Source organism: Clostridium chauvoei (genome assembly GCF_002327185.1).
In the GTDB taxonomy this organism is placed as follows: Bacteria; Bacillota; Clostridia; order Clostridiales; family Clostridiaceae; genus Clostridium; species Clostridium chauvoei.
The window spans coordinates 1,308,199-1,321,494 of sequence record NZ_CP018624.1 but is presented as its reverse complement, the minus strand read 5'-3'; the positions used below and the strand labels follow the sequence as shown (position 1 = coordinate 1,321,494).

Here is a 13,296-nt window from a genome sequence, read left to right as displayed (position 1 = left end):
AAAAGGAGGGTTAGTGTATGAAAATTGATGCCTTAATACAAACTATTGATCAATTAGTAAGACCTGTAGCCGATGAATTAAATTATGAAATTTATCATATTGAGTATGTGAAGGAAAATGGAGAATACTATTTAAGAATATATATAGATAAAGAAGGCGGAATTGCTTTATCAGATTGTGAAGCTTTATCAAGAAGAGTTAGTGATATATTAGATGAAAAGGATCCTATTGCAACAGCATATTTCCTTGAAGTATCATCACCAGGTCTTAATAGAGGATTATATACAGATGTTCATTTTGAAAAACAAATAGGCAAAGAAGTTTTAATTAGATTTACAAAGTCATTAGATGGAAGAAAGAACATAAAAGGTATATTAAAAGAAGTTAAAGATGATTCAATTGTTATAGAGGCAGAAACTTTAGTAACAGTGCCAAAAGATAAAATAAAATCAGCCAATTTAGAAGGGGAAATTTAATAAGGAGGATGTAAAAAATGAACCAAGAGTTTATAGGTGCTCTTAAAGAAATTGTTAAGGATAAGGGAATTAGCGAAGATTTAATATTTACTACTATAGAGGATGCTTTAGTTGCGGCATATAAGAAAAATTATGCAAGTCCAACTACATCAGCACAAAATGTAAAGGTAACTATAGATAGAGAAACAGGAGAAATACATGTATATGCACAAAAAGTTGTTGTAGAAGATGTATATGATGAAGTAACAGAAATAAGCATAGAGGAGGCTAAAGAAATTAGCCCAAGATATGACTTAGATGATATAGTTGATTTAGAAGTTACACCAAAGAACTTTGGAAGAGTTGCAGCACAACTTGCTAAAGGGGTTGTAACACAAAGAATTAGAGAAGCAGAAAGAACAATAGTATATTCAGAATATAAAGAACAAGAATATGATATAATAACTGGTACTGTACTAAGAAAAGACAAAGGTAATGTATTTGTTAACTTAGGTAGAATAGAAGGTTCAATAGGCCCTAACGAACAAATGCCAGGAGAAGAATATAAATTTAATGAAAAGTTAAAATTATATGTAGTAGAAGTTAAAAATGGATCAAAGGGAGCTCAAGTTTTAGTTTCAAGAACACATCCAGGATTAGTTAAAAGATTATTTGAATTAGAAGTTCCTGAAATATTTGAAGGTGTAGTAGAAATAAAGAGTATTTCAAGAGAAGCAGGTTCAAGAAGTAAAATTGCTGTTTATTCAAATGATGAAAATGTTGATCCAATGGGTGCTTGTGTTGGACCAAAGGGAAATAGAGTTCAAAACATAGTTAATGAACTTAAGGGTGAAAAAATTGATATAATAAAATGGAGCAAAGATCCAGAAGAATTTATAGCAAGTGCTTTAAGCCCAGCTAAAGTTTTAAATGTTAAAGTAGATGAAAACTCTAAATCAGCAAAAGTTGTTGTAGATGATAATCAACTTTCATTAGCTATAGGTAAAGAAGGTCAAAATGTAAGACTTGCAGCTAAGTTATCAGGATGGAAAATTGATATAAAGAGCAAAACACAAGCAGAAGCTGCTAAAGTAGAAGAAGCTACTAAAGAAGAAGTAATAGAAACAACTGAAACATCAGCAGAATAGATAGTGTAAAGTTTCGTATGAAAAAATAGCTTATGGCTAATTTGGAATAATAGTTAAAAATATCTTTATAATATCTAAGAAAATTTTAAAATTGAATATGCTAAAAAGACCTTCGGTAACGGAGGCAAAAACTTAATCAATATTTGATTTTATGATTTATCAAGAAGTTTGTGATTCTTGCATATGTAATATGGTTTGTTGACCGAGACTGATAAGAATTTGCCACTTTGCAGACATATTGTCAATACCATCTAGTTGCTTTAATTCGTTTAAAGGACGCCAGTAATTGTAAGGATGCGGGCGTAAGAAGTTGTAATAAGCAACCCAAAGGGAGAAGCCATAAAGAGCACCTTCATCACTTCCATAACCACAGGTACCCCTGTAGGAAGATTTAAAGGTACGGTTTAAACGCTCTACAACTTGCTTAACCCAACGAAATTCTTCAGATACTGGATCATCGTTAGTAAGTCCGATAACTTGAGTTAGATTAAATTCTTTATTTTTTTCTAATTCAAATTGTTGCTTCGCTAACGGATATGAACTGTAACCATCGGCAACGAAGTTTAAAGCTTTTCCAGGGAAGTCTTTAAACTTATCAAAAGCCATACGCATTGCTAGTATACAAGGGCCAGTATCTCTTGTATCAGATACTTGATAACCTAGAATAGACCTTTTACAAGCATCCATTACAATCCAGACATAATGCTTAATGCCTTTTACTTTTATATAAGTTTCATCGGCAGAAAGTATTTTAGAGGGTTTGTAATCAAAGGTATCAACAAACGGCTTAATAACAGCAGCTGCTGTTAGAGCATAATTAGCAACAGTTCTATGTGAAATTTTTATTCCATGAACTTCTTTTAAAACATGAGCTGTTTGTCTTGTAGACATTTTACAATTAACGTGATAAGTCAAGCATAGTCCCATTATATGCGGGCTAAACTTCTTAAAACTAAATCCGGTAGCATGTTTTGATATTGGATATAGATCCATTTTAAAGAAGTTAATATTAAATTCACGATATATGTAATGAAGCTTATACTTGTATTTATCACAAGGATCAATATTCTTTGGAAGATTCTTAAGATTTCTTTGATAGTATAAGCATTTAGAATTATTGCATTTATGTATTTTAAAGTGCTTGCGTTGCTTTTGTTCCGTAAGCGTAGCACCGCAATAAGGACATATAAATACTATTGGTTTAGTTGTGTGATTAGTTTCTTTAAATGTAAGACCACAAACTTTACATTGAAACTGTCCTTTACTGCCATTGTTATCGTATATATATTCATGTGGTGCACCACACTTAGGACATTTAGTTTTTTTAGGGATAGACTTCCCGTTCCGTCTTTGGACGGGTTTTACGGTCTTGTTATATTTATGTTTGTAATAAGCTAAAAGTAATATATAGTCTACCTTTTCAAATCTAATAATTGTGGGTAGCTTATCTACTTTGAATTTTTGGTATTCTGGACTATTAGAATCATCAAATATCATCTGGTTAAGTGGAATATGTTTTGAGATGAATAAAAGTAATTGACCGATAATGGCAATTAAATATTGATTATAAGTAATTAAATAAGTTATAATTGAATCCATAATAACGACATCCTTTCATGTGTGATTTTGTTTGGTTAGAGATTCAATTTTAACATGAAATTAGGGGGTCGTTATTTTTTTATACAAAAAAACTGGCGAAACCTTGATATATAAAGATTTAAAAAGAAAAGTAGTGTAAAAAACTTTACACTAACGCAGAATAAAGGAGGAATCTTTTATGAAAGTAAAGAAAGTTCCACTTAGAATGTGCACAGGATGTATGGAAATGAAACCTAAAAAGGAACTTATAAGAGTAGTTAAAAGTCCTGAGGGAGAAGTATCTGTAGATTTAACTGGTAAAAAATCAGGAAGAGGCGCATACATATGCAAGGATTCGGTATGTTTAGAAAAGGCCTTTAAAGCTAAAAGACTTAGTAGAAATTTAGATGTAGCTATAAATGAAGAGATATATAATAGATTAAGGAAAGAGATAGAAAATGAATAAATTTTTTAATTTTCTAGGATTAGCAAAAAGGTCTGGAAATGTAATTGAAGGATATAGTAAGTGTAATGAGCAAAGAAATAGAATGGATATAAATCTTTTCATAATTTCTAATGATGCTTCAGATAGCACAAAAAGAAAGTTTATAAACCATTGTAATATAAAGGAGATACCTTATATTGAAGATTTTTCAAAAGAAGAATTAGGATATTCAATAGGAAGAGAAGAAGTAAAGATTTTGGCTATAGGTGATGGAAATATGGCTAAGAAACTTTATGCCCTTTATCAAGATGGGAAAAACCAAATTTAACCGGGGGTGATTTTATTGTCAAAAATCAGAGTATATGAATTGGCAAAGGAACTGAATGTAAGTTCAAAGGATTTAATAACAATATTAATGGATGAGTTTAGTGTAGATGTAAAAAATCATATGAGCGTAATAGAAGATGAAGATGCAGATCTAATAAAGGAATTATTAGGTGGAGCTCAATCAGAAGATGGAAAGAAAACTATTGTTGACGAATATGAAGATGAATTAGCTGAAGCTGTAAATAAACAAGCTAAGAAGAGAAAAAGAAAAAAAGACGATAATGAAGAAAATGAAAGTGTTGGAGAAGGTGGTTCAGGAGTTATAGAGATGGGTGAAACCATCACTGTTAAAGAATTAGCAGAAAAAATTGGAAAACCTACTGCAGATGTTATAAAAACATTAATATTCACAGGTGTTATGGCAGCTATAAATCAAGAAATAGATTTTGCAACAGCAGAAAAAGTATGTGAAAAATATGAATGTTTAGTAGTTAAAAAAGAAGAAGTAGAAGAATTAGATACTTTTGAAGAAGATGACATAGTTGAAGAAGATTTAGTAAAGAGACCTCCTATAGTTACTGTTATGGGACACGTTGACCATGGAAAGACATCTTTACTAGATGCTATAAGAAAATCAAAAGTTACAGATACAGAAGCTGGTGGAATAACACAACATATAGGTGCTTATACAGTTAATTTAAATGGAGAAAAATTAACATTCTTAGATACACCAGGACATGAAGCTTTCACTGCTATGAGAGCAAGAGGAGCACAAGTTACAGACGTTGTAATATTAGTTGTTGCAGCAGATGACGGAATAATGCCTCAAACTAAGGAAGCTATAAGTCACTGTCAAGCAGCAGAAGTTCCTATGATAGTTGCTATAAATAAGATTGATAGACCAGGAGCAAACATAGATAGAGTTAAACAAGAATTAACAGAATATGGATTAGTAGCAGAAGACTGGGGTGGAGATACAATTTGTGTACCAGTATCAGCAAAAACTGGAGAAAATCTAGATCAATTATTAGAAATGGTACTTTTAACTGCTGAAATGGCTGAGCTTAAAGCTGATCCAAATAGAAAAGCTAAGGGTACTGTAATAGAAGCTAAACTTGATAAAGGTAGAGGTGCAGTTGCAACACTACTTATTCAAAATGGTACATTACATGTTGGAGATTCAATATTAGTAGGTACTACTTATGGTAGAATAAGAGCTATGTTTGACGATAAAGGAAAGAAAATAAAACTAGCTGGCCCATCAATTCCAGTAGAAATATTAGGACTTTCAGAAGTTCCTGCAGCTGGAGATAGATTTGTTGTAGTTAAAGATGAAAAGACAGCTAGAAATATGGCAGAAACAAGAAAACAAAAGGCTAAAGATGAAAGTTTCCAAGCATCTAATAGAGTTTCTCTTGAAGATTTATATAATCAAATACAAGAAGGATCAGTTAAGGAACTTTCAATTATAGTTAAAGCTGATGTTCAAGGTTCAGTTCAAGCTATAAGACAATCACTTGAAAAACTTTCAACTGACGATGTAAAGGTTAGAGTAATTCATGGTGGTGTTGGAGCAATAACAGAAACAGATGTTACTCTTGCGACAGCTTCAAATGCTATTCTTATAGGATTTAATGTTAGACCAGATGGAAATGCTACTGCAATAGCAGATAAAGAAGGTGTTGATATTAAGACTTATAGAATAATATATGATGCAATAGAAGATGTTAAATCAGCTATGATAGGTATGCTTGATCCTGAATACAAAGAAGTTGTAAATGGTAAAGCAGAAGTAAGATTAGTTTACAAAATATCTAATGTAGGAACTATTGCAGGTTCATATGTTATAGAAGGAAAGATATTAAGAAATTCAGAAGTTAGAGTAATAAGAGAAGGAATAGTTATCTTCGAATCAACATTAGCTTCATTAAAGAGATTCAAGGATGATGTAAAAGAAGTTAATACTGGATATGAATGTGGTTTAAGCGTTGAAAAGTTCAATGATCTTAAAGAAGGAGATATTATAGAATCATACACAATGGAAGCAATTAAGAGAAAAGAGCTTTAATAAAGAGGTGATTTTAGATGGCTAACTACAGAGGTGGAAGAATAAACGAAGAAGTAAAGAAGGAAATTAGCGTCATAATAAGAGATGAAATAAAAGATCCAAGAATGACAGCTATGGTTTCTGTAACGGCAGTTGAAGTTACAAGAGATTTAAGATATGCTAAGGTCTTCGTAAGTATATTTGGAAAAAATGAAGAAGAGAAAAATGAAACTTTTAAAGCTTTAAAAAGCGCTAGTGGCTATATAAGAAGAGAAATCGGAAAGAGAATAAACTTAAGAAATACGCCACAAATAATCTTTGAATTAGACGAATCTATAGATTATGGAATGAAAATAGATGCGCTAATAGAAAGGGCTAAGGAAAAATAATATGTCTCTAAAGCATATAAGTAAGAGCATTTTAAATAGTAAAAAAGTAGGTATTACTTACCATGCATCACCAGATGGTGATGCGGTAGGTAGTGCACTTGCATTATTAAATGCCCTAAGAAAATTAAACAAGAATGCGTATTTAATTTCTAAAGATACGCTTTCAGATAATTTAAAGTTTCTTCCTTTAGCGGAAGAAGCTACTGGGGAAGTTGATACACCAACAGAAGATACTACAACAGTTGTAGTTTTAGATTGTGGGAATTTTGAAAGAATTTCTGCGAATTTAAAAAGTTTTAAAGGAAAGATAATAAATGTAGATCACCATATATCAAATGATTATTATGGTGATGAAAATTATGTTGATGATAAAGCAGCTGCAACAGCAGAAATAGTATTTGAGCTATTAGAATGTATGGGTATAAATTTTGAAGAACAAAATAAAGAAAACCTTAATATAGGGCAATGTCTTTATACTTCACTAGTTACAGATACAGGAGCTTTTAGGCATTCTAATGTAACTTTTAGAACACATACAATTGCAGCTAAGTTAAAGAAAATTGGTGTAAATAACACTTTAATTCATCAAAATCTTTTTGATAATAAGAGTTTTGAAAAAGTAAGGCTAATAGGAAAAGCTTTAAATAACATGGAGCTTTTATTAGATAAAAAAGTAGCTTTAATACAAATACCTAAATCCTATGCTGAAGAATTAGGAATTGAGCTTCAAGATACATCAGATATAATCTCTTATGGATTACAAATAAAGGGAGTAGAAGTAGCAATTCTTATTAAAGAAATTGAAAATGGCTCAAAGGCTAGTTTAAGATCAAAATCTGATTTTGATGTTAGAAATATAGCAGAAAATTTAGGTGGAGGCGGTCATATAAAGGCAGCTGGCATAACACTTAAAGGGATTTGCATGGATGAAGCAAAGGATAGAATACTAGAACAAATAGAGAAAGAATTACATTAATGAATGGTGTAATAAACGTCTTTAAAAACAAAGGAATGACTTCCTTTGATGTTGTTAGAAAAATCAAAAAAATTGCAAAAACAGGAAAAGTAGGACATACAGGAACCTTAGATCCAGAGGCAACTGGTGTTCTACCTATTTGTATAGGTAAAGCTACTAAAATAATTGATTATATTATGAATTCAGAAAAAGGGTATGAAGTTGTATTTAAGCTTGGAGTTAAAACTACTACCTATGATTTAGAGGGAGAAGTTATTGAAGAAAAAGATACAACTCACTTAAAAGATAATGAAATATTAGAAGCTATAAATTCATTTATAGGTGAATATTCTCAAATACCTCCAATGTATTCTGCCTTAAAACAAAATGGAGTAAGACTTTATGAGTTAGCAAGAAAAGGCATAGAAGTACATCGAGAAGGTAGATTAATAAAAATATATAGTATAGAAGATGTTGAAATTAATAATCCATATATAAAAATGAGGGTTACTTGTTCAAAAGGAACATATATAAGAAGTCTTTGTTTAGATATAGGAGAAGCTTTAGGGGTTGGAGCTTGTATGACTGATCTGAAGAGATTTAAAACATCTATTTTTACGGAGGATAACACAATTAATATAAATGACTTAACAGAAGATAACATAAGTGATTATATTATATCAATAGAGGAAGCACTTAAGATATACGATAAAATTACTGTGGGAAATAAATATGGAAAACTTCTAATGAATGGAGTTAGAGTTTTTGATACAAGATTTTCTAAAGATAAAATTGAAATAGATAGATTATATAGAGTTTACAATGAAGATGGTATTTTTATTGGACTTGGAAGAAAGAATAATCAGGGCTTTAAAATAGAAAAATTAATAAATAACTAGGAGATCATAATATGATAGTATTAGATGATTCTTTTATGGAAGAAAGACATAAAGCCAATTATGTTGCTCTAGGAAGCTTTGATGGACTGCATTTAGGACATCTATCTCTTGTAAAAAAAGCTGTTGAGGTAGCTGGAAAAAATAATGGCAATAGTATGGTTTTTACATATAAAAATCATCCTAAAACATTAATAAAACCAGAGCTAGCTCCAAAATTAATTATGGATATTGATACAAAACTTGAGATTTTAGAGAGAAAAAAGATAGATATAGTAGCCCTTAGAAGCTTTACTCAAGATTTTATGAGAATGTCCCCTGAAGAATTTATAAGTTTTCTTTGTAAAGAGTATAATGTAAAGGGGATTATAGTTGGATTTAATTTTAAATTTGGTTATAAAAATCAAGGAGATATAAATCTTTTAAAAGATTTGAAAGAAAAATATAACTATGAATTATATGTTATGGAAGCTTTTAGGTATAAAGATGAAATTATAAGTAGTACTAGAATAAGAAATAGTATATTAAATGGCGATGTTTTAGAAGCAAGAGAGATGTTATCAAAACCCTTTATGCTTAAGGGGTTAGTAACTCATGGTAAAAAGCGTGGAAGGACGATAGGTTTTCCAACTGCTAATCTAAAATTTGACTATAAAATGGCAATTCCTAAAATAGGAGTATATTATACTAATATTATTTATAATAATAAAAAATACAAAGGAATTACATCTGTTGGGAATAATCCTACAGTAAATGGTCAAGAATTAACTATAGAGACTTATATATTAGATTTTAATTCTCAAATTTACGATGAAGAAATCAAGGTGTATTTTATAGATCGAATAAGGGATGAAAAAAAGTTTAATTCTCTAGAAGATTTAGTAATACAGCTAAAAAAAGATAAAAAATTTGCTAGTTACAGTGAGTTTTTTATCTAAAATATAATAAATTTCAATTTACAAGCGCTATATCATTTGTTATAATAGCTAATGTAAGAACCTAATTCTAAGATTTGAGGGTGCTATCTCATTTCATGGATTCAGGGGATAATTTAATGGAGGTGCGCAAAATGGACGCAATAAGAAAGCAAGAAATAATAAAAGAACATGCAAGACACGAAGGAGATACTGGTTCACCAGAAGTTCAAATTGCATTATTAACAGAAAGAATTAACTCTTTAACAGGACACTTAAGAGTTCACAAGAAAGACCACCACTCAAGAAGAGGTCTTTTAATGATGGTTGGACAAAGAAGAGGTCTTTTAAATTATTTAGCTGATCAAGATATCGAAAGATATAGAGCTATAATTAAAAAATTAGGCTTAAGAAGATAGTCTGTAGAGCGGTTTTAAGCCGCTCTATTATTTTAAATTTATACAAATTTCAAAAAATATAAGCTACTTAATTTAAAAGAAGTAAATTAAGATGGTAATTTAAACTTAAATTGATAATGAAAAGCCTGAAGGGAGGTTATAAAATGAACAATATAATGAAAACAAATATAGCAGGAAGAGAGCTAAAGATAGAATTTGGTAAAGTTGGTATGTTATCAAATGTAGCAGCTTTTATGAGCTATGGAGATACAGTTATTTTAACAAATGTAAATGCTTCAGAAAAACCTAGAGATGGTATTGACTTTTTCCCATTAAGTGTAGAATATGAAGAAAGACTATACTCAGTAGGTAAAATCCCAGGTGGATTTATAAAAAGAGAGGGTAGACCTTCAGAAAACGCAATTCTTTTTGGAAGAGCTGTAGATAGACCGTTAAGACCATTATTTCCAAAGGGATATAGAAATGATGTGCAAGTAGTATGTACAGTAGTTTCGGTTGAAAAAGATAACTTACCAGAAATATTAGCAATTAATGCAGCATCAATGGCATTATGTTTATCAAGCATTCCTTTTAAAACACCTGTTGCAGCAGTGCAAGTAGGTCTAATCGATGGAAACTTTATTTTAAATCCAACATCAAAAGAAAGAGAAGAAAGCATTCTTCAATTAACAGTTTGTGCAACTAAAGAAAGAGTTATGATGATTGAAGCAGGTGGACACGAAATACCTGAAGATGTTATGATTAGCGCAATTGAATATGGATTTGAAAAATGTCAGGATATAGTTAAATTCCAAGAAGAAGCTATGGCTAAATATGGAAAAGAAAAAATTACACCTGAATTATTTACTGTAAATGAAGAGTTAGAAGCTGAAACAAGAGCCTTTGCATCAGAAATGATTAAAAAAGCTATGTGGATAGCAGATAAAGATGAAAGAAATGCTGCCATGGACGAAATAAATGAAAAGGTTTATGCAGAATTTGAAGAAAAGTACCCAGATAATCTAGGAGATTTAAAAGAAATATTATATAGCATGCAAAAAGAAGTTGTTAGAGATATGCTTTTAAATCATCATAGAAGACCAGATGAAAGAGCTTTTGATCAAGTTAGACCAATATCATGTGAAGTAGGAATACTTCCAAGAACTCATGGTACAGGGTTATTTACAAGAGGTTTAACTCAAGTAATGACAGTTGCTACTTTAGGTGCAGTTGGAGATATTCAAATAATAGATGGTATAGGAGAAGCAGAATCAAAAAGATATATGCATCACTATAATTTCCCTGCTTATTCAGTAGGAGAAGTTAGACCACTTAGAGGACCAGGTAGAAGAGAAATAGGTCATGGAGCTTTAGCTGAGAGAGCATTAGAACCATTAATTCCTTCAGAAGAAGAATTCCCATACACAATAAGATTAGTTTCAGAAGTACTTAGTTCAAATGGTTCTACTTCACAAGCTTCAGTTTGTGGAAGTACATTAGCACTTTTAGATGCAGGTGTACCACTTAAGAGACCAGCAGCTGGTATAGCAATGGGACTTATAACTTCAGAAGATCTTTCAGAAGAAGAAGTTTTAACAGATATACAAGGAATAGAAGATTTCTTTGGAGATATGGACTTTAAAGTAGCTGGTACTACAGAAGGAATAACATCAATTCAAGTTGATACTAAAATAAAAGGATTAAGCTTTAAGGTTATTGAAGATGCAATTAAGGGTGCAAGAAAAGCTAGACTTCATATTTTAGATAAGATAGAGAATTGTCTTCCATCTGCAAGAGAAGAAGTATCAAATTATGCTCCTAAAACATCAATAATAAATATAGATCCAGAAAAGATAAGAGATGTTATAGGTGCTGGTGGTAAAGTTATAAATAAAATAATTGATGAAACTGGCGTTAAGATAGATATAAAAGAAGATGGAACAGTATTTGTATCATCACCAGATCATGATGGTGTAAATAAAGCTATAAGTATAATTGAAGGTTTAACAAAAGAAGTTAAAGTAGGAGAAATATACTTAGGTAAAGTTATTAAGATAGCTACATTTGGTGCTTTTATAGAAATACTTCCTAATAAAGAAGGTTTATGCCATATTTCAAAATTAGATAAAGCTAGAGTAAATAAAGTTGAAGATATTGTTTCAGTAGGAGATGAGATTTTAGTTAAAGTAACTGAAATAGATAACCAAGGAAGAATAAACCTTTCAAGAAAAGATGCTTTAGTAGATGAATCAAATACTGATGAAAAAGTAGATGAAAAATCAGAATAATATATAGGTTAAATAAAAGGGCAAGATATTGCCTTTTTTCTATATATAGAATAATTTTTATAAGTATGAAATAAACTAAAGAAAAATATAAAAAAGATAAATAGCTATAGGAGGATTTATGTATAATTTATATACCCTTAAAAATGGATTGAGAGTAGTTACTGAATATATAGAACATGTTAATTCTATAAGTGTTGGGGTTATGGTGCAAAATGGATCAAGAAATGAAGATATAGAAGTAAACGGTATATCACATTTTATAGAGCATATGTTCTTTAAAGGAACTTACAAAAGAACATCCAAAGAAATAGTACAAGAAATAGAAAATGTAGGTGGGCAAATTAATGCATATACAAGCAAAGAAGCGACTTGTTATTATATAAAAGCATTAAATACTCACTTAGAACTTTCTATTGATATATTATCAGATATGATTTTAAATTCTAAATTTGATGAAGAAGAAATTGAAAAAGAAAAGGGAGTAGTAATTGAAGAAATAAATATGAGTGAAGATACTCCAGAAGATGTTTTAGAGAATGACCATTCTAAAGCTATTTTTGGTGAAAATTCACTTTCATATCCAATACTTGGAACAATAGAGAGCGTGAAATCTTTTACTAGAGAAAAAATAATGGATTTTATTAATTCTAAATATACACCTTATAATTCCGTTATATCAATTTGTGGTAAATTTGATGAAAAAGAATTAAAACGAATTCTTGAAGAGTATTTTGGAGGTTGGGAAAGTAACAATATATATATACCTAAATACAATACACCTATATTATTAAATGATAGTAAATATACTAATAAACAGATTGAACAACTTCATATAAATTTATCTTTTAAAGGACTTCCATATGCACATACAAAGGGTTATTCATTAGTATTATTAAATAATATTTTTGGTGGTGGAGCATCTTCAATTTTATTTCAAAAAGTTAGAGAAGAACTTGGATTATGCTATACAATTTATTCATATGGGCAACCATATTTAGGAACAGGTATAGTAAATATATACACAGGAGTTAGTAAGCAATATGCAGATAAAGCTCTTACAGTTATAGATAAAGAACTTAAATTATTTGCTAAAGAAGGTATAACTAAAGATATCCTGGAAATAAATAAAGAAAAGATAAAAGCAAATTACATATTAGGCTTAGAAAGCACTTCTTCAAGAATGTTTGCTAATGCTAAAGTTCTATTATTACAAAATAAAATAAATACACAAGAAGATGTTATAAAAAGAATTAACAATATAAATAATGATGACATAAGCTATGTATTAGAAGAGTGTTTTAAGCCTGGAATTATAAGTACAGCTTATGTAGGTCAAGAAATAGATTATAAAAAGTTAAACCAGTCCATATCAAGAGATATAAAAGCTTATGATAATTCTGGTCAAAATGGAAAAATTAAGATATAATAAAAGTGTAATAAATTACCTCCTTTAAGC

13 protein-coding genes are annotated in these 13,296 nt (G+C 30.1%); 12 read left to right on the top strand and 1 reads right to left on the bottom strand.

What is annotated here, in order from left to right:
• Positions 1–17: 17 nt before the first annotated feature.
• Both rimP and nusA read left to right on the top strand, forming a co-directional pair.
• Positions 18–476, top strand: coding sequence for a ribosome maturation factor RimP (rimP, locus tag BTM21_RS06220; RefSeq protein WP_021875568.1), 459 nt, complete (start codon positions 18–20; stop codon positions 474–476).
• 17 nt (positions 477–493) lie between these two features.
• Positions 494–1,603 (top strand): transcription termination factor NusA, encoded by a 1,110-nt coding sequence (nusA, locus tag BTM21_RS06215; protein WP_021875569.1) that lies wholly within the window; start codon positions 494–496, stop codon positions 1,601–1,603.
• 159 nt (positions 1,604–1,762) lie between these two features.
• On the opposite strand, the gene BTM21_RS06210 is transcribed toward nusA, so the two are convergent.
• Positions 1,763–3,202: a DDE-type integrase/transposase/recombinase gene (locus BTM21_RS06210; protein WP_079481036.1), complete on the bottom strand. Its 1,440-nt coding sequence runs from the start codon at positions 3,200–3,202 to the stop codon at positions 1,763–1,765.
• A gap of 178 nt (positions 3,203–3,380) precedes the next feature.
• On the opposite strand from BTM21_RS06210, the gene rnpM reads away from it, so the two are divergent.
• The 10 genes from rnpM to BTM21_RS06160 all read left to right on the top strand — a co-directional run bounded on the left by rnpM (position 3,381) and on the right by BTM21_RS06160 (position 13,266).
• Complete coding sequence (gene rnpM / locus BTM21_RS06205; RefSeq protein WP_021875570.1) at positions 3,381–3,647, top strand: RNase P modulator RnpM; 267 nt, start codon at positions 3,381–3,383, stop codon at positions 3,645–3,647.
• Positions 3,640–3,954 (top strand): L7Ae/L30e/S12e/Gadd45 family protein, encoded by a 315-nt coding sequence (locus BTM21_RS06200; RefSeq protein WP_079481324.1) that lies wholly within the window; start codon positions 3,640–3,642, stop codon positions 3,952–3,954. The genes rnpM and BTM21_RS06200 overlap by 8 nt, the downstream gene beginning before the upstream one ends.
• A gap of 15 nt (positions 3,955–3,969) precedes the next feature.
• Positions 3,970–6,021, top strand: a complete 2,052-nt coding sequence (gene infB / locus BTM21_RS06195) for a translation initiation factor IF-2 (protein WP_079481325.1) — start codon at positions 3,970–3,972, stop codon at positions 6,019–6,021.
• Between the two features lie 17 nt (positions 6,022–6,038).
• The gene (gene rbfA, locus BTM21_RS06190; RefSeq protein ID WP_021875573.1) at positions 6,039–6,389 is read left to right on the top strand and encodes a 30S ribosome-binding factor RbfA; all 351 of its coding nucleotides are present in this window, start codon (positions 6,039–6,041) and stop codon (positions 6,387–6,389) included.
• Between the two features lies 1 nt (position 6,390).
• On the top strand, positions 6,391–7,365 hold the full coding sequence (locus BTM21_RS06185; protein WP_021875574.1) for a DHH family phosphoesterase: 975 nt from the start codon (positions 6,391–6,393) through the stop codon (positions 7,363–7,365).
• Positions 7,365–8,243, top strand: coding sequence for a tRNA pseudouridine(55) synthase TruB (gene truB, locus BTM21_RS06180; protein WP_079481326.1), 879 nt, complete (start codon positions 7,365–7,367; stop codon positions 8,241–8,243). Before BTM21_RS06185 ends, truB begins: the two co-directional genes overlap by 1 nt.
• An 11-nt stretch (positions 8,244–8,254) precedes the next feature.
• Positions 8,255–9,178, top strand: coding sequence for a bifunctional riboflavin kinase/FAD synthetase (locus BTM21_RS06175; RefSeq protein ID WP_021875576.1), 924 nt, complete (start codon positions 8,255–8,257; stop codon positions 9,176–9,178).
• A gap of 131 nt (positions 9,179–9,309) precedes the next feature.
• Complete coding sequence (gene rpsO / locus BTM21_RS06170; RefSeq protein ID WP_021875577.1) at positions 9,310–9,573, top strand: 30S ribosomal protein S15; 264 nt, start codon at positions 9,310–9,312, stop codon at positions 9,571–9,573.
• 143 nt (positions 9,574–9,716) lie between these two features.
• Positions 9,717–11,840 (top strand): polyribonucleotide nucleotidyltransferase, encoded by a 2,124-nt coding sequence (locus BTM21_RS06165; protein WP_021875578.1) that lies wholly within the window; start codon positions 9,717–9,719, stop codon positions 11,838–11,840.
• Positions 11,841–11,958: 118 nt separating this feature from the next.
• The gene (locus BTM21_RS06160; protein ID WP_021875579.1) at positions 11,959–13,266 is read left to right on the top strand and encodes a M16 family metallopeptidase; all 1,308 of its coding nucleotides are present in this window, start codon (positions 11,959–11,961) and stop codon (positions 13,264–13,266) included.
• The last annotated feature ends 30 nt before the right edge of the window (positions 13,267–13,296 follow it).